General features: G+C 73.2%; 15 protein-coding genes. 6 read left to right on the top strand and 9 right to left on the bottom strand.

Translation table 11 applies throughout. The features are described 5' to 3' along the window. Window positions 1-35: 35 nt before the first annotated feature. From ACIQU4_RS06605 to ACIQU4_RS06615, 3 genes are read right to left on the bottom strand one after another with little or no spacing between them, the layout of a single operon-like run. Window positions 36-875 carry a sugar phosphate isomerase/epimerase family protein gene (locus tag ACIQU4_RS06605; protein WP_403726666.1) on the bottom strand — a complete coding sequence of 280 codons (840 nt, stop codon included), beginning with the start codon at window positions 873-875 and terminating at the stop codon, window positions 36-38. Then, window positions 872-2050 carry a dihydrodipicolinate synthase family protein gene (locus ACIQU4_RS06610; protein WP_403726668.1) on the bottom strand — a complete coding sequence of 393 codons (1179 nt, stop codon included), beginning with the start codon at window positions 2048-2050 and terminating at the stop codon, window positions 872-874. The genes ACIQU4_RS06605 and ACIQU4_RS06610 overlap by 4 nt, the downstream gene beginning before the upstream one ends. Further along, window positions 2047-3171: a Gfo/Idh/MocA family protein gene (locus ACIQU4_RS06615; RefSeq protein ID WP_403727706.1), complete on the bottom strand. Its 1125-nt coding sequence runs from the start codon at window positions 3169-3171 to the stop codon at window positions 2047-2049. The genes ACIQU4_RS06610 and ACIQU4_RS06615 overlap by 4 nt, the downstream gene beginning before the upstream one ends. A gap of 251 nt (window positions 3172-3422) precedes the next feature. On the opposite strand from ACIQU4_RS06615, the gene ACIQU4_RS06620 reads away from it, so the two are divergent. Together ACIQU4_RS06620 and ACIQU4_RS06625 are read left to right on the top strand one after the other, a co-directional pair. After that, entirely contained in the window at window positions 3423-4499 is a 1077-nt protein-coding gene (locus ACIQU4_RS06620; RefSeq protein WP_403726671.1) for a LacI family DNA-binding transcriptional regulator, read from the top strand. Further along, on the top strand, window positions 4496-5314 hold the full coding sequence (locus ACIQU4_RS06625; RefSeq protein WP_403726674.1) for a sugar phosphate isomerase/epimerase family protein: 819 nt from the start codon (window positions 4496-4498) through the stop codon (window positions 5312-5314). The genes ACIQU4_RS06620 and ACIQU4_RS06625 overlap by 4 nt, the downstream gene beginning before the upstream one ends. Here the strand turns inward: ACIQU4_RS06625 and ACIQU4_RS06630 are convergent. From ACIQU4_RS06630 to ACIQU4_RS06650, 5 genes are all read right to left on the bottom strand, one after another. Next, window positions 5302-6288 (bottom strand): hydroxyacid dehydrogenase, encoded by a 987-nt coding sequence (locus ACIQU4_RS06630; protein ID WP_403727708.1) that lies wholly within the window; start codon window positions 6286-6288, stop codon window positions 5302-5304. The genes ACIQU4_RS06625 and ACIQU4_RS06630 overlap by 13 nt on opposite strands. Before the next feature lie 59 nt (window positions 6289-6347). Continuing rightward, window positions 6348-7307 carry a carbohydrate ABC transporter permease gene (locus ACIQU4_RS06635; RefSeq protein ID WP_403726677.1) on the bottom strand — a complete coding sequence of 320 codons (960 nt, stop codon included), beginning with the start codon at window positions 7305-7307 and terminating at the stop codon, window positions 6348-6350. Next, window positions 7304-8152, bottom strand: coding sequence for a carbohydrate ABC transporter permease (locus ACIQU4_RS06640; protein ID WP_403727709.1), 849 nt, complete (start codon window positions 8150-8152; stop codon window positions 7304-7306). The genes ACIQU4_RS06635 and ACIQU4_RS06640 overlap by 4 nt, the downstream gene beginning before the upstream one ends. 59 nt (window positions 8153-8211) lie before the next feature. Next, on the bottom strand, window positions 8212-9537 hold the full coding sequence (locus ACIQU4_RS06645; protein ID WP_403726680.1) for an ABC transporter substrate-binding protein: 1326 nt from the start codon (window positions 9535-9537) through the stop codon (window positions 8212-8214). Between the two features lie 137 nt (window positions 9538-9674). Beyond that, on the bottom strand, window positions 9675-10820 hold the full coding sequence (locus ACIQU4_RS06650; protein ID WP_403726683.1) for a substrate-binding domain-containing protein: 1146 nt from the start codon (window positions 10818-10820) through the stop codon (window positions 9675-9677). A gap of 240 nt (window positions 10821-11060) precedes the next feature. Between ACIQU4_RS06650 and ACIQU4_RS06655 the strand changes: the two genes are divergently transcribed. The 4 genes from ACIQU4_RS06655 to ACIQU4_RS06670 all read left to right on the top strand — a co-directional run bounded on the left by ACIQU4_RS06655 (window position 11061) and on the right by ACIQU4_RS06670 (window position 16238). Beyond that, window positions 11061-12869, top strand: a complete 1809-nt coding sequence (locus ACIQU4_RS06655; protein WP_403726686.1) for a beta-galactosidase family protein — start codon at window positions 11061-11063, stop codon at window positions 12867-12869. 136 nt (window positions 12870-13005) lie between these two features. Next, window positions 13006-14046, top strand: coding sequence for a galactose-1-phosphate uridylyltransferase (gene galT, locus ACIQU4_RS06660; RefSeq protein WP_403726689.1), 1041 nt, complete (start codon window positions 13006-13008; stop codon window positions 14044-14046). Then, window positions 14043-15200, top strand: coding sequence for a galactokinase (galK, locus tag ACIQU4_RS06665; RefSeq protein ID WP_403726692.1), 1158 nt, complete (start codon window positions 14043-14045; stop codon window positions 15198-15200). Before galT ends, galK begins: the two co-directional genes overlap by 4 nt. 96 nt (window positions 15201-15296) lie before the next feature. Further along, entirely contained in the window at window positions 15297-16238 is a 942-nt protein-coding gene (locus ACIQU4_RS06670) for an aldo/keto reductase (RefSeq protein ID WP_403726695.1), read from the top strand. 90 nt (window positions 16239-16328) lie between these two features. On the opposite strand, the gene ACIQU4_RS06675 is transcribed toward ACIQU4_RS06670, so the two are convergent. Continuing rightward, complete coding sequence (locus ACIQU4_RS06675; protein WP_403726698.1) at window positions 16329-17060, bottom strand: carbonic anhydrase; 732 nt, start codon at window positions 17058-17060, stop codon at window positions 16329-16331. Between the last annotated feature and the right edge of the window lie 86 nt (window positions 17061-17146).

Genomic DNA, 17146 nt, shown 5'->3' on the forward strand with positions numbered 1-17146 from the left:
CCACTCGGAATACGTCATGCCCCATGCCACGCGCCTCAGGCCACGTGCTCGCGGTATCGGTCGATCACCTCCCGCAGCACCTCGGCACCGTCTCGCGCCCACAACCCCGGATGGAAGATCTCCACCTCCACCGGGCCCCGGTAGCCGGCCGAGTCGGCCAGCTCCCGGAACGCCCGCAGATCGATACAGCCGTCGCCCAACTGCCCCCGCCCCAGCAGGACTCCTATGGGGAGCGGGGTCACCCAGTCGGCCACCTGGACCGACACGATCCGCCCGCCCGCACCCGCCCGGCGCAGATCGGCCGGCAACCGCTCGTCCCACCACAGGTGGTAGGAGTCGACGACCACCCCCACCTGTTGCGCCGGGAACCGCTCGGCGATGTCCAGGGCCTGGCCGAGCGTGGAGACCACGCAGCGGTCCGAGGCGAACATCGGATGCAGGGGCTCGATCCCCAGCCGTATCCCGTGTGCGGCCGCCCACGGGGCGAGCTCGCCCAGAATGTCGACGATCCGCCGCCGCGCCCCCACCAGGTCCCGGTCGCCGTCGGGCAGGCCCCCCGAGACCAGGACCAGCACATCGGCACCCAGCTCGGCGGCCTCCTCCACGGCCCGGCGGTTGTCCTCGAGGGCCGCCGCCCGCCCCGCCGGATCGGCGGCGGTGAAGAACCCGCCGCGACACAGCGAGCTGACCCGCAGTCCGGCTCCGGCGACCAGCTTCGCCGTCTCGCGCAGCCCGAACTCCCGCACCGGATCCCGCCACAGCCCGACCGCGCCCACCCCGGCCGCGACGCACCCGTCGACCAGCTCGGGCATCGACCACTGCCGGACCGTCTCCTGGTTGAGGCTGAACCGGGCCGGGGCCGGCCCCCGGCTCATGACGCCACCCCGTACACCGCGAGGAGCTGCCGCATCCGCGACTCGGCGAGCTCCGGATCGGGAAACAGGCCCAGCAGATCGGCTTGTTCGTACGAGGTGGCCAGATGGGGCAGCGGCCGGGCCGACTGGAGCCCGCCCAGCATCGTGAAGTGCTCCTGGTACCCCGCGAGCCAGGCCAGCAGCACCACCCCCGTCTTGTAGTAGCGGGTCGGCTGGCCGAACAGGTGCCTGGACAGGGACACCGTCGGATCCAGCAGCCCGCGGAAACCGGCGGGGTCGTCCCGGTCCAGCGCGAGCCCGGCCCGGGCGGCCAGCGGGGCGATCGGGTCGAAGACGCCCAGCAGCGCATCGCTCGCCGGATCTCCGGGCCCCTCCCCGGCGATCAGCTCGGGATAGTGGTAGTCGTCGCCCGTGTAGCAGCGCACACCCGGCGGGAGTCTGCGCCGGATGTCCTTCTCCCGCTCCGCGTCCAGGAGCGAGACCTTGATCCCGTCCACCTTCTCCGGGCAGTCGGCGATGACCTTCAGGAACACCTCGGTGGCCGCGTCGAGATCCGCGTGCCCCCAGTAGCCCGCCAGCTCCGGATCGAACATCGGGCCCAGCCAGTGCAGGACGACCGGCCGGCCGCTCTGCCGCAGCAGCCTCCCGTACACCTCCAGATAGTCCTCCGGGTCGCGCGCCGCGGCCGCCAGGGCGCGGGAGGCCATCAGCACGGCCCCCGCCCCGCACTCCTCGACGTGCGCGAGCTGCTCCTCGTACGCGGCGGTGATCGCGGCCGGAGTGTGCTCGCCGCCCGGGGTGAGTTGGTCGGTGCCCGCTCCGCAGACGATCCGGCCACCCACCGCCCGGGCCTCTGCGGCCGACCGGCGGATCAGCTCCGCCGCAGCCGGCCAGTCCAGACCCATCCCGCGCTGCGCCGTGTCCATGGCCTCGGCCACCCCGAGGCCCTGTGCCCACAGCCGGTGCCGGAAGGCCAGCGTCGCCTCCCAGTCCACGGCCGGGCCGGCCTGGGAGGCCGAGCCGCCGGAGCAGGCGGCGAGCGGATCCGCCACCACGTGCGCCGCCGCATAGAACCTGCGGCTGCGTGCCGGACCGCAGACCAGCGGTGCGAGCGGATCGGTACAGGGCCGGTGCAGGCGGTATCCGCCGTCCGCAGCCGGGAGCCGGATGCTCACAGGACCACCTCCGGCACCGGCAGCCGCCGCCCTTCCACCGAGGACCGCAGCCCCAGCTCGGCGAGCTGCACCCCGCGCGCCCCGGCCAGCAGGTCCCACTGCCAGGGCTCGTCGAGCACGACGTGGCGCAGGAACAGCTCCCACTGGGCTTTGAAGCCGTTGTCGAACGGGCCGTTGTCCGGGACCTCCTGCCACTGGGCGCGGAAGGCCTCCGTCTGCGGCAGATCGGGATTCCAGACCGGCTTGGGCGTCGCTCCCCGGTGCTGGATGCGGCAGCCGCGCAGCCCGGCCACCGCCGACCCGTGCGTTCCATCCACCTGGAACTCCACCAGCTCGTCACGGTGGACCCGCACCGCCCAGGAGGAGTTGATCTGCGCGACGGCGCCGCCCTCCAGCTCGAAGACCCCGTACGCCGCGTCGTCCGCCGTCGCCTCGTACGGTTTGCCTTCCTCGTCCCAGCGGCGGCCGATGTGCGTACGGGCCAGGGCCTGCACCGTGCGGACCCGCCCGAACAGCTCGTGCAGCAGGTACTCCCAGTGCGGGAACATGTCGGCGACGATGCCCCCGCCGTCCTGCGCCCGGTAGTTCCAGGACGGCCGCTGGGCCGGCTGCCAGTCGCCCTCGAAGACCCAGTACCCGAACTCCCCGCGTACGGACAGGATCTCGCCGAAGAAGCCGCCTTCGATCAGCCGCTTCAGTTTCAGCAGCCCCGGCAGGAACAGCTTGTCCTGCACCACCCCGTGTTTGACCCCGGCCTCCGCGGCCAGGCGGGCCAGCTCCAGCGAGGAAGCGAAGCTCAGGGCCGTCGGCTTCTCGCAGTACACGTGCTTGCCCGCCGCCACGGCCTGCCGGACCGCGGCCTCGCGGGCGCCGGTGACCTGGGCGTCGAAGTAGATCTCGACCTCGGGGTCGGCGAGCACGGCCGCCAGGTCCGTGCTGACCCGCTCCAGCCCGTGGTCTTCGGCGATGGCCCGCAGAGCCGGCTCCCGGCGCCCGACCAGCACCGGCTCGGGCCACAGCACCCGGCCGTCGCCCAGGTCCAGCCCGCCCTGCTCGCGCAGGGCGAGCAGCGAGCGGACCAGATGCTGGCGGTATCCCATCCGCCCGGTCACGCCGTTCATGGCGATCTTGATCGTCCTGCGCTCCACGGTGTCCCCTCTTTCGTGCTCGTTGCCTTCTTGCTCGTTCGTGGCCTGGCGGAAAGCGCGAGGGAAAGTCCGATAGAAAGCGCTTTCACTCTCATCAGGCTAGGGCCGGGAACAGCGGCGGCGCAACACTCGTTCGAGTGATGGAAAGCGCTTTCTTAATCGGGGAGTATGGAGATCCACACCCGGATGAGACGATGACCCGGGATGAGCAGGAGGGGTGCAACATGGCGGTGACTCTCGCCGAAGTGGCGGCGCACGCGGGCGTATCGCCCGCGACGGTCTCGCGCGTGCTCAACGGCGGATACCCGGTGGCCGGCGGCACCCGGACCCGCGTGGAACAGGCCGTCGAAGAGCTCGGCTACGTGGCCAACGGCCCCGCGCGCGCCCTCGCGGCCGCCACCTCCGACCTGGTCGGCGTCCTCGTCCACGACGTGGCGGACAGTTTCTTCGGCATCCTCGCCGGATCCCTGCAGAGCGCGCTCGCCCCGACCGGCCACGGCGACCCCCGCCGCCTCGCCGTCGTCTGCAACACCGAGGGCGCCCCCGCGGCCGAGCTCGCCTACCTCACTCTGCTGGAGGGCCAGCGCGCCGGTGGGGTCGTCCTGACCGGCGGCGCCGTCGAGGAGCCCGGGCACACAGCCGCCCTCACCGCCCGCATCACCCGAATCGCGGATGCCGGTGCCCCCGTCGTCCTGTGCGGGCGGCCCCCGCTGCCCGTACCCCCCGCACTGCCCGTCGCCACCGTCATGTTCGACGACCGCGGCGGCGCCTTCCGCCTCGCCGAACACCTGCTGTCGCTCGGCCACCGGCGCATCGCGTACGTCGCCGGCCCGCCGGGTCTGAGCACCACCCGGGAGCGGCTCGGTGGCCACCGCGAGGCGCTGCGAGGGCATGATCCCGGCCTGCCGGAAGCCTGCGACCCGCTCACCGTGCACGCCGGATTCGAGCGCTCCGCGGGCTACGACGCCACGCGCGAGCTGCTGCGCCGCGGAGCCCCGTTCACCGCCGTCGCCGCGGCCAACGACACCGTCGCCACCGGAGTGGCCGCGGCCCTGCGCGAGGCCGGCCTGCGCATCCCCGGGGACGTCTCCGTCGCCGGCTTCGACGACCTCCCGGTCTGCGTGGACACCGCCCCCGCGCTCACCACCGTCCGCGTACCGCTGCGGGAGGCCGGCATACTCGCCGCACAGCTGGTCACCGGCCGCAGACCACTTCCGCCGGGTGGCGTCACGACCCTGCCCACCGAACTCATGGTGCGCGGCTCCACCGCGCCGCCCCCGCCCGAGGGGAGCCGTCCGTGAGGTACGCCTTCTCCACGCTCGGTCTGCCCGGGGCGCCGCTCGACCGCAGCGCCGCCCTCGCCGCCGCCCACGGCTACGACGCCCTCGAACTGCGCGCACACCCGGAGGAGCCCCTGCACCCCGACAGCCCGCCGGCGGACCGGGCGGCGGGCCTGCGCACCCTCGCCGCCGCCGGGATCGCGGTCCTCGGGGTCGCGGGCTACGCCCGGGTGGCCGCCCCCGGCGCCGACGAGCCGGTCCTGGCCGAACTGCACACCCTGGTCCGGCTCGCCGCCGACCTCGAAGCCCCCTATGTCCGGGTGTTCCCGGGAGGCGCCGAGCTGCCCGAGTCCGCCGCCGATGCCCGTGCCGTGCGCCGGCTGGCCGCCGCCGCACCGTTCGCCGAGCGGCACGGGGTACGGATCCTGCTGGAGACGCACGACTCGCACCGGACCGGAGCCGCCGCCGCGCGGGTGCTGGACCGGGTCGGGCACGGTGGCGCGGGCGCCCTGTGGGACGTACTGCACACCTGGCTCGGCGGCGAGTCCCCTGCGCAGTCGCGGCGGGCGCTGGAGCGGCATCTGGGCTACGTACAGGTGAAGGACGTGGCGTCGGCGCAGGAGCTCACCCCCCTCGGGCTCGGCGCCGGGGTGCTGCCGCTCGCCGAGGCCGTGGCCGCCGCACCGCCGGACGGCTGGCTCTGCTGGGAGTACGAGAAACGCTGGTACCCCGGCGCCGCCGAGCTGCCCGGTCAGCTCGCGCGGGGCCGGGAGTACCTGGAACAGTTGGTGGCGAGGGGAGCGGGAACGGGCGGAACGGGGGCTCAGGCCGAGTAGGCGAGCCGGCCGCGGTCGACGGCGTAGCGGAAGTCCAGCCCCAGGGCGTACCGCTCCAGTTCCTCGACCGCCGTCGCCGCGAGCCGGTCCAGCTCCCCGCCCAGCGAACCCGCCACGTGCGGGGTGAGCAGCACGTTCGGCAGGTTGTACAGCGGGGAGCCGGCGGGCAGCACCTCGGGCTCGGTGTGGTCGAGTACGGCGTGCAGCCGTCCCGCCACCAGTTCCTCGGTCAGCGCCGCGGTGTCGACGAGCGAGCCCCGCGCGGTGTTGACGAGGGTGGCCCCGTCCGGCATCAGCGCCAGCCGGGACGCGTCCAGCAGATGGCGGGTCCGGGGAAGCGCGGGGGCGTGCAGGCTCACCACATCGCTGCGGCACAGCAGTTCGTCGAGCGCGCAGGACTCACCGCCCAGCGCGGCGAGCTCGCCGGGGTCGGCGTACGGATCGTGGACCAGCACCCGCAGGTCGAAGGGGCGCAGCAGCTCCATCACGCGCCGGCCGATGAGCGAGGCGCCGACGATGCCGACGGTGCGCTGGTAGTTGCCGACGGCCGGGTAGCGGCGCAGCAGATCGATCGGGCCGCGCGCCGCCCGGTACGCGTGGGCGGATTCCAGGACCCGCTTGTTTGCGAACAGGATGGCGGCGAGCGTGTACTCGGCGACCGGTACGGCATTTGCGGCGGCCGCGCTGGATACCAGCAGCCCGCGCTCCCAGCAGGCCTCCGTGACATGGTGTTTGACGCTGCCCGCGGCATGCACCACGGCGCGCAGCCGCGGCATCCGCGCCAGCGCCTCGGCGTCGAGCGGCGGGCAGCCCCACCCCGTGAACAGCACCTCGGCGTCCGCGAGGCGGCGCCGGAGCTCGGGCTCCTCGTGCCCGAAGCCGGTCAGCAGCAGGTCGGTGTCCACGTCGGCGACCCGGACCAGCTCGGGCAGCATGCGGCCGCTGAGGACGGCGGCCCGGGTGCCGGCGCTCATGGCGAGAACGGTGGCGGGTCGGCGCCGGTCGCCGGCCGCGGCGGGGAGGAGGCGGTGGGTCACTTGACGGCTCCTGCGGTGAGACCCGAGCGCCAGAACCGCTGCAGGCCGAGGAAGGCCAGCACGAGCGGGACGACGGCGACGAGTGAACCGGTGATCACCAGGGGATAGAGCTCGGGCTGCTGGTAGACGCTGCGGTTCCACATGAACAGGCCCAGACTGACGGGGTAGAGCCGCTCGTCGTTCAGCATGGTCAGCGCGCCGTAGAAGTTGTTCCAGATGGCCGTGAAGGTGAACAGGAAGATCGTCACAAACCCCGGCCACAGCATCGGGAACGACACGTGCGCGAAGAGCCGCAGTTCACCCGCGCCGTCGACGCGGGCGGCGGCAAGCACCTCGTCGGGGACGTAGCCCTCGGCGAACACCCGGGCCAGGTAGACGCCGAAGGGGTTGACCAGGGCGGGCACCAGGTAGGCCCAGTACGTGTTCACGGCTCCGGCGGCCGAGGCCATCAGGTACAGCGGCAGCTGGAGCACGGTTGCGGGGACCAGGATCCCGGCGAGGACGAGGCCGAAGAGCTTCTCCTTGTGCCGGAACTCGTACGCGTGGAAGGCATAGCCGCAGGCCACGCTGATGAGGGCGGACAGGGTGGAGCCCACGACGGTGTAGAGGAGGCTGTTGGTGAGCCAGCGGCCGAAGATGCCGTCGTTGTACGTGAAGAGCTCGCCGAGGTTGCCGAGGAGGCTGAAGTCCCCCAGCGCGTAGGGGTCGGTGGCGAAGAGGTCCCGGCGGTTCTTGGTGGCGGCCAGGACCAGCCAGGCGAGGGGCATCAGGGTGTAGGCGGCGACGAGGAGGAGGACGGCGTTGACGGCGGTACGGGAGAGCAGGGCGCTGCCGCGCGTACTGCGGGCCGGGGCCGGGGCCGGGGCCGCGGGCGGGGTCGAGGCGGCGGGGACCGGGGCAGGACCCGGGCCCGGGGCCGCGCTCGCTGCCTCGGCAGCGGCGAGTGAGGCGGTCATGCGGACCTCCAGCGGTTGCCGAGCTTGGTGACGACGTACGAGGCGGCTGCGGCGGCCAGGGCGAGGAGCAGCGCGCTCGCGGCCGCCAGCCCGTAGTCGTGGCCCTTGAACGCGGCGCTGAAGATGTACATGGTCGGGGACCAGGACTCGCCCATCTCGGTGGCCCGGAGCTGGAGCAACTGCGGGGCGTCGAAGAGCTGGACGGCGCCGACGCAGGTGAACAGGACGGTCAGGACGAGGGTGGGCCGGATGCTCGGCACCTTCACCTGGAGTGCGGTGCGGACGGCTCCGGCACCGTCCATGGTGGCGGCCTCCAGGGTCTCGCGGGGGATGGCCTGGAGCCCGGCGAAGAAGATGATCATGTTGTAGCCCATCCACTGCCAGGCCGAGATGTTGACCACGGACAGCAGGGCCTCGTCGCGGCCGAAGAAGTTCCAGGAGATCCCGGCCGAGTCGAGGACGTCGAGCACGGGGCTGAGACCGGGTGTGTACAGGTAGAGCCAGACCATCGCGGCGATGAGGCCGGGGACGGCGTGCGGCAGGTAGAAGGCGATCTGGAAGAACCGCCGGGCGCGGGCGAGGGCGGAGTCCAGGAGCAGGGCGAGGGCAAGGGCGCCGCCGACCATGACGGGGATGTAGAGCAGGCAGTAGACGGCGACGTGGCGGAACGAGGCGAGGAAGAGGGGATCGGCCAGAGCTTTGGTGTAGTTCCCGATTCCGCTGAAGACCTGCTGGGCTCCACCGAATCCGAGGCCGGACCGCTCCTCGTGGAAGAGGCTGAGCCAGGCGGCGTACCCGATGGGGGCGACGGTCACGAGCGCGAAGAGGAGGAAGAAGGGCGCCATGAACCCGGCCGCCGCGCCGGTACCTCCGGCGGTACGGCGGGGGGAGTGGGTGCGGGGCATCAGCCGGCCAGGCCCAGGCCGGCGTCCTTGACGGCCTTCTCGGCGGCCGACTGGCCCTCGCTCAGGGCCTTGACCAGGTCCGGGCCGGTCGCGTTCTGCGCCGAGTTGACCTGGAGGTGGACCGGGCCCCAGGTCCAGCCGGGCACGATGGTCGCCGCGGCCGCGCCGGCCAGGCCGTACGGGTCCTGCCCCTCGAAGTACGTCGTGTCGAACAGCTTCGCGGCCTCGGCCCGCATCTCGGCATTGGCCGGCAGGGCGCTGCTCGGCGACTTGAGCGAGCTGAGCCGCGCCTTGATCGCCTCCGGGTCGGTGGTGACCCAGGTGATGAACTCCGCCGCTGCCTTGGTCTGCTTGCTGCCCTTCGGCACGATGTACGAGGTGCCGCCGTACATGCCGGTGGCGGGCTTGCCGTCCCAGGTCGGCAGCGGGGCGATGCCCCACTTCCCCTTGAGGTCGGGGTAGTTCGCGAGGAACGTGCCGGCCGTCCAGGCGGCGCCGATGACGGTCGCGACCTGCCCGGATGAACGTTCCTTCGCCTCACCCTCGCCCCACAGCGGGGTCTTCGAGGCCACCCCGGAGTCCATCAGGCCGTTCCAGTACTCCGCCACCTTCTTCGAGGCGGGATCGTTGATCGCGACCTTCCACTTCTCGCCCTCGGTCCCGTACCACCGTGCGCCCGCCTGCCAGGAGAGGCCGGCCAGCACCGCCGGGTCGCCGCCGCCGAAGTTCGTGATCTTCACGGACGGGTCGGCCCCGTGGATCTTCTCCGCGGCCGACTTGTACTCGTCCCACGTCTTCGGCACGGCCACCCCGTGCTTCTCGAAGATGTCCTTCCGGTAGAAGAGTTCGAGCGGGGTGACGTCGAACGGCACGGCCCACGTCTTGCCGCCCAGCTTCACCAGCGACTGGACCGCCTCCGGGAACTTCTCCGAGACGAGCTTCCCGGAAGTCCCGCTCAGGTCCTCCAGGTTGCCGCCGCTCGCGAACTCCGGGAGCGCCGAGTAGTCCATCGTCGCGATGTCCGGTGCGTTGCCGCCCTTGACCGCGTTGGCCAGCTTCGCCGCCCCGTCCGGCCCGCCCGGCACCGCCGAGAACTGCACCCGGATGTTCGGGTGCGTCTTGTTGAACGCGTCGGCCGTCTGCTGCGCACCCGCGGACGAGGACCAGTAGGTGACGGTGACCGGCTGCTCCGGCGAACCGCCGGCCGCCCCGCCCCCGCCCGGCTTCGCCTCCCCGCCGCACGCGGTGGCGAGCAGGGCCACGGAGGCGACCGAGGCGGTCAGGACGAGTCGGGGCATGCGGGAGGAACGGAGGCTGCGCGACATGGAGTGGCTCCTACGGACGACCGCGGACAGCGGCGGATGGGAGAACGCGGCCCATCTTTTGTGCGAACAGGCACACCGTCAAGAGCGAATGCGCAACTCGATCGAAATGATCGCCCGGGGGAGTCCCTTCCTGTTCCTTATGAGCGGATCGTCAGTCGGGGGAGCAGCTCCACGTGCTGCCGCGGACCGTCACCGGCACTGTCACCATCACTGGCACCCGGCGCCGTCAGTCGGTCCAGCAGCAGCCCCGCCGCCCGAGCCCCCACCTCGCGCTTGGCCGGTGCCACCGCGGAGAGCGGTACATCGGCAAGCTCCGCCACCTCGTCGTCGTACGTGATCACCGCGAGGTCCTCCGGCACCCGCACCCCGCGCGCCTGGAGCCGCGGGATCAGCATGATCGCGTCGGTGTCGCTGTGGATCAGCGCGGCGCTCACACCGCCCGCCGTCACCGCCTCGCACAAGTAGTCCAGCGTCCGCGCGAACAGGTCCGCGTCCGAGAGCGGGCCAGGTCCGGCCGGCGGCCACGGGGGCGCGGGCTCCAGGCCGAGCGCGGCCACCGCCGCCTCGTACCCGGCCCGCAGCCGCGGAGTCGTCGGCGTCGCACGGCTGGCCAGCGCGATCCGCCGGTGCCCCCGCTCCACCAGGTGCTGCACCGCCGTCGCCGCGCCGTGCGCATGGTCGGAGGCCACCCGGTCCAGCGCCGCCGCCGGATGGCCGGGCGGGGCCCACCGCTCCACCAGCACCGTCGGAACCGGCAGCTCCGCGGTCCACGCACCCTCGCCGGGGCCGGGCGAGCCGGCATCCCAGTTCGGGGTGAGCAGCAGCCCGTCCGCCCCGGTGGACAGCAGCCGGTCCGCCTGCGTCCGGTCCTCGCCCGGCAGATACCGGGTCAGGCCCACGGTCAGCCGCGCGCCGCGCGCCTCGACCACCTCGCGGGCTCCGCGTACGACATCGGCGTAGTAGTACTCCGTGGTCGGCACCACCATCCCGATCACCAGCCCCACGGCACCCGCCGAGGCCGCCGGCCGGTCCCCGGCCGGGGCCGCCACCGGAACCGCCGCCCGGGTGGCCGACGCGCCGCCGCCCGGCCGCACCGTCTCCACCCGGCTGATCACCCCGTGCATCCGGTGGATCTCGCCCCGGGCCGCCATCGCCTCGATGTCGCGCCGCAGGGTGACCGGCGAGACGCCCAGCTCCCGCGCCAGGTCCGCCACGCGCACACTGCCCCGCGCCCGGACGAGCGCGAGCACCTGCGCCTGGCGCTGGTCCACATGTGGTCTCAAGGTTTCCCTACCCCCTGGGGTCTTCCGACGGCATCCGTGTCTGCGTCCGTGTCTGCGTCCGCGCCTGCGTCCGCGCCTGCGTCCGTGCCTGCTTCCGTACTGCACGGCCATCATAGAGAACCGAACCGATCGATTCGATCGTTTCCGATCAACCGGTCATTGACGGCGCGCGCGCCGCGTTCATATATTCGGCGGCGTCCCGCACCTCACGGCATCACGACCTCTCTCGGGAGTCAGCGCATGCTCACGTACGACCAGGACGGATTCCGGCGCGCAGGGCGCCCCCACCGCATCGTCTCGGGGGCCCTGCACTACTTCCGGGTCCATCCGGACCTGTGGGAGGACCGGCTGCGGCGGCTGCGCGCCCTCGGTGCCAACACGGTCGACACGTACGTCCCCTGGAACTTCCACGAGAGCGCCCGGGGCAAGGCCGACTTCACCGGCCCGCGCGACCTCGGCCGCTTCCTGCGCACCGCCCAGGACCTCGGCCTCGACGCCATCGTCCGCCCCGGCCCGTACATCTGCGCCGAATGGGACTTCGGCGGCCTGCCCGCCCGGCTCCTCGCCGTCGACGGCCTCCACCTGCGCTGCTCGGACCCGCGCTTCGAGGCCGAGGTCGACGGCTGGTTCGACCTCGTCGCCCCCGAGCTGCTGCCGCTGCTCGCGAGCCGCGGCGGTCCGGTCGTCGCCGTCCAGATCGAGAACGAGTACGGCTCGTACGGCAACGACACCCGCTACCGCGCCCATGTGGAACGGGCCCTGGTCGAACGCGGTGTGGACTGCCTCCTGTTCACCGCCGACGGGCCCGAGGACGCCATGCTCCAGGGCGGCATGCTCCCCGGCCGGCTCGCCACCGCCACCTTCGGCGCGCGGCCCGCCGAACGCCTCGCCCACCTGCGCCGCTACCAGCGGTCCGGCCCGCTCGCCGCGATGGAGTTCTGGATCGGCTGGTTCGACCACTGGGGCGAGGACCACCACGTCCGCGCCGTCGAGGACGCGGCGCAGTCCCTCGACGAACTCCTTGCCACCGGCGCCTCCGTCAACCTCTACATGGCCCACGGCGGCACCAACTTCGGCTTCTGGGCCGGCGCCAACCACACCGGGTCCCGCCCCGGCGACCCCGGCTACCAGCCCGCGGTCACCAGCTACGACTACGACGCCCCCATCGGCGAGGCCGGCGAACTCACCCCCAAGTTCCACGCGTTCCGCGAGGTCATCGGCAAGTACCTGCCCCTGCCCGACGGCCCGCTGCCCGAGCCGCCACCCCGCATCACCCCGGCCCTCGCCGCCCCCGCCGGCACCGCCCCGCTCCTGGACCACCTCGACGTGCTCGGCGGGGAGCCCGCGCTGCGCCCCGCGCCCGAGTCCATGGAGAAACTGGGCCAGTCCCACGGGCTGATCCACTACCGCACCACCGTCACCGGGCCGCGCCCCGCGATGCCCGTCCGGATCGACGGCCTCGGCGACCGCGCGTACGTCTTCGCCGACGGCGAGCCCCTCGGCATCATCGACCGCAACCGGCCCGACGAGGGGCCCGACCTGGCCGTCGGCGAGGCCGGGGCCGTCCTCGACGTCCTCGTCAGGGCCCAGGGCCGGGTCAACTACGGCCCGCTCCTCGACGACCGCAAGGGCATCTGGCGCGGGGTCCGGCACGGCCACCAGCAGCTGTTCGAGTGGGAGATCCGGCCGCTCCCGCTCACGGATCTCAGCGGCCTCGGCTGGTCGTCGGAAACCGCGGAAACCGCGGAAACCCCGGAGGGCACGGGCCGCCCGGCCTTCCACCGCTTCACGCACGCCCTCCCCGGCGACCCCGCCGACGGATTCGTCGACGTCTCCGGCTGGGGCACCGGCCTCGTCTGGCTGAACGGCTTCCTCCTCGGCCACTACGACACCCCGCGCGGCCCGCAGCGCACCCTGTACGCCCCCGCGCCCCTCTGGCGGACCGGCCGGAACGAGTTCGTCCTCCTCGAACTGGAGCGCCCGGGCGCCGACCTGCCGCTGCGCGACCGCCCCGACCTCGGCCGCCCCACCGTCGTCACCCTCGAATGAATCCCGGTGAGTCCCGGTGAGTCCCGGTGAATCCGTTGAGTCCCGGTCCATCGCGGCAGAGCGCGGCGAAACCGCGGCGAAACCGCGGCGAGCCCCCGCGCACCTCCCCGACCTTTCCCTGAGAGAAGCTCTTCCCGTGAAGCGAACGAGCACCCGCCTGGCCGACGGCCGCGAGATCCTGTACTACGACGCCGACGACGGTGCGGCCCGCGCCGTCCCCGACACCCGCCCCCTCGACGCGTCCGCCACCTCCTCCGAGGTGCGCCGCGACCCGCTGCTCGGCGACGCCGTCGTCATCGCCTCCCACCGCCAGGGCCGCACCTACCACCCGCCCGCCGACGCCTGCCCGCTCTGCCCCTCCACCGAGGGGCGCGCGAGCGAGGTCCCGGCGACCGACTACGACGTGGTCGTCTTCGAGAACCGCTTCCCCTCCCTCGCCGGCGACACCGGCCGCTGCGAGGTCATCTGCTTCACCCCCCACCACCGGACCTCCTTCGCCGAGCTCGACGAGGAACGCGCCGCGCTCGTCCTGGCCGCATGGACCGACCGCACCGCCGAACTCTCCGCCCACGCCGGGGTCCGGCAGGTCTACTGCTTCGAGAACCGCGGCGCCGAGATCGGCGTGACCCTCGCGCACCCGCACGGCCAGATCTACGCCTTCCCCTTCACCACCCCGCGCACCACCCGCATGCTCGCCACCGTCGCCGCCCACCGCGCCCGCACCGGCGGCAACCTCTTCGAGGAGGTGCTCGCCGCCGAACGCGCCGAGCGCACCAGGGTCGTCCTCGAAGGGGAGCACTGGACGGCCTTCGTGCCGTACGCCGCGCGCTGGCCGTACGAGGTCCACCTCTACCCGCACCGCCGCACCCCCGACCTGACCACCCTGGACGAAGCGGCCCGGGCCGAGTTCCCCGGCCTCTACCTGGAGCTGCTGCGCCGCTTCGACCGGCTCTTCGGGACGCCCGCGCCCACCCCGTACATCTCCGCCTGGCACCAGGCGCCGGTCTCCGGCGAGGGCCGGGCCGACTTCGCGCTCCACCTGGAGCTCTTCACGGTCCGCCGCACCGCTGACAAGCTCAAGTACCTGGCGGGTACCGAATCCGGGATGGAGGCCTACATGAACGACGTCCGGCCCGAGGACGCGGCCGCGCGGCTGCGGGAGGTGGCGAGCCGATGAGCCGGTCCGCGGACGGATTCCAGCGGCTGTACGGGTCCCCGCCCGAGGGGGTCTGGGCGGCGCCGGGCCGGGTCAACCTGATCGGCGAACACACCGACTACAACGACGGCTTCGCCCTGCCCTTCGCCCTCCCGCACCGCACCGAGGTGGCGGCGGCCCGCCGCCCCGACCGGACGCTGCGGGTCCACTCCGCCGACGTCCCGTCCGGCGTCGTCACCCTCCACCTGGACCGCCTCGACCCGGCTCGCCCGCCCGAGGGCCCGGAGAGCTGGGCCGCCTACCCCGCCGGAGCCGCCTGGGCGCTGCTGGACGCGGGCCTGCCCGTCGGCGGCGCGGACCTGCACATCCGCTCCGACGTGCCCACCGGAGCCGGACTCTCCTCGTCCGCAGCCCTGGAGGTGGCCGCCGCCCTGGCGCTCACCGAGCTGTACGGGATCCCGCTCAACCGGCCCGAACTGGCCGCGCTCGCCCGCCGCGCCGAGAACGCCTACGTGGGCGTGCCCTGCGGGGTGATGGACCAGATGGCCTCGGCCTGCGCCACCGAGGGCCACGCCCTCCACCTCGACACCCGCACCCTCGAACAGCAGCACATCCCCTTCGACTGCGCGGCAGCCGGACTGCGCCTCCTGGTCATCGACACCCGCGTCAAACACGACCTCGGCGACGGGGCGTACGCCCAGCGCCTGGCCTCCTGCCACGGCGCGGCCGCCGCGCTCGGTCTGCCCGCCCTGCGCGACCTCCCGTACGAGGACCTGGACCGGGCCCTGGCCCGCCTCGACGATCCGGTCCGGCGCCGACGGGTCCGGCACGTCGTCACCGAGAACGAGCGGGTCGTACGGGTGGAGGAACTGCTGCGCGCCGGACGGCTGCGCGAGACGGGCCCGCTGCTGACCGAGGGCCATGCCTCGCTGCGCGACGACTACGAGGTCTCCTGCCCGGAGCTCGACCTGGCCGTCGCCACCGCCAACGCGGCGGGCGCGTACGGGGCCCGGATGACGGGCGGCGGCTTCGGCGGCTCGGCCCTGGCCCTGATCGACGCGGAGGCCGAGGAGGCCGTGACCCGGGCGGTCACCGAGGCCTTCGTCGCGGCCGGATTCAAGCCGCCGCGCGTGACGGCGGCGGCCCCGGCCGCCGGGGCCCAACGCATTTTCTGACGGGTGGTCGGCCGACTGCTTCGAGCCCGGTGGACGCGGGCGGGGCCATGGGCAAGACTCTCGTCGATCTCTTCTGACGTTGGAGGAACGAAACGCATGCGCTACATCCCGCTGGGCAGTTCAGGTCTCCAGGTCTCCGCCGTCGGTCTCGGCTGCAACAACTTCGGCGGCCGCCTCGACGCCCATGCCACGCGCGCCGTCGTCGACGCAGCCCTCGACGCGGGGATCACCCTCCTCGACACGGCCGACATCTACGGCGGGCGCGGCGGCTCCGAGCGCCACCTCGGACAGGCCCTCAAGGGCCGCCGCGATCAGGTCGTCCTCGCCACCAAGTTCGGCTATGCGGGCATGTCCATGGAGTACGGGCCCGCCGCCGGATCCCGCGGCGGCCGCGCGTACGTCCGGCGGGCCGTCGAGGAGTCCCTGCGCCGCCTGGACACCGACCACATCGACCTCTACCAGCTCCACAGCCCCGACCCGGTGACCCCCGTCGCCGAGACCCTGGCCGCGCTCACCGAGCTCGTCACCGAGGGCAAGATCCGCTACATCGGCCACTCCAACTTCAGCGGCTGGCAGCTCGCCGAAGCCGCCCACGTCGCCCGGGAAACCGGCGCGGTGCCCTTCGTGTCTGCGCAGAACGAATGGTCGCTGCTCCAGCGGTCCGCCGAGCAGGAGCTGGTTCCGGCGGCCGTGCACTACGGCCTCGGGGTGCTCCCGTACTTCCCCCTCGCCAACGGCCTGCTGACCGGCAAGATCCGCCGGGGCGCCGCCGTCCCGGCCGGCTCCCGGCTGGAGGGCCGCGACGGCTACGTCACCGAGGAGCGGCTCGACACGGTAGAGGCGCTGGCCGGCGTCGCCGACAAGCACGGCCGCAGCATCCTCGAACTCGCCATCGGCTGGCTCTCCGCCCGGCCCGGCTGCTCCTCCGTCATCGCGGGCGCCACCTCCCCCGAGCAGGTGCGGGCCAACGCGGCCGTCGCCGACCGCCCCCTGGAGCCCGAACTGCTGGCGGAGATCGACGCGATCGCGGGGGCATGAGCCGAGCCGTGAGCCGAGCCGTGACCCGAGCCGTGAGCCGAGCCGCGAGTCGCGCCTGAGCCGGGCGCTGAGCCGGGCGCTGAGCCGGGCTCAGGCGGGCGCACCCGTCAGGACCTCCACCTTTCCGGTGACCAGCGAGTAGTAGGCGCCGACCACGCCGAGGGCGCCCTTCTCCACGAGGGGCCCCAGGTCGGCGTTGGCCCGCAGATCGTCCGCGGTCACCTTGATCTGGTGGTGGGTCATCGTGTCGACGGGGTCGGCGCCGGGGTTCTTCGCCGTCAGCTCGTACGCCGGCACCATCGCCTTCGCGAGCGCCTCCAGGTTGCCGGGCAGCGGCTTGCCCGCCTTCAGCGACTTGTACGCGGCCTCGACCGCCCCGCAGCGCTGGTGGCCGAGCACGACGACCAGCGGAGTCCCGCCCGTCATGGGCCCGTACTCGACCGAGCCGGTCACCACCGGGCCGACCGCCTGCCCGCCCGTGCGCAGCACGTACAGGTCGCCGAGCCCGGTGTCGAAGATCAGCTCGGGCGCCACCCGGGAGTCGATGCACGAGAGGACCACTCCGAAGGGGTCCTGTGCCTCGGCGACCAGCTCGCGCCGCTCCGGATCCCGGTCGGGGTGGTCGAGGTTGCCGCTCACCCAGCGTTTGTTGCCCTCCATCAGGCGGGCGAACGCGGCCTGCGGGGTGGCCGGCCGCGGCTGCGGGGCGGCGGTCGTCACCTTCGGGCGAGGGGCGGACGAGCACCCCGAGAGGGCGACGGCGACGGCCGCGAGCCCTCCGGTCAGCACGGCCCTGCGAGCCGGAAGTCCTGCTGTGTGCATCGGTCGTACCCCTCGCTGCCGCGCAGACGCATCCGTACGTCGTGACGACCGCGATTGTTCAGCGTGCCGGGTGCGACCGGACGGCA

Origin of the sequence: Streptomyces sp. NPDC090741, from assembly GCF_044769045.1 — a bacterium.
Classification (GTDB): domain Bacteria; phylum Actinomycetota; class Actinomycetes; order Streptomycetales; family Streptomycetaceae; genus Streptomyces.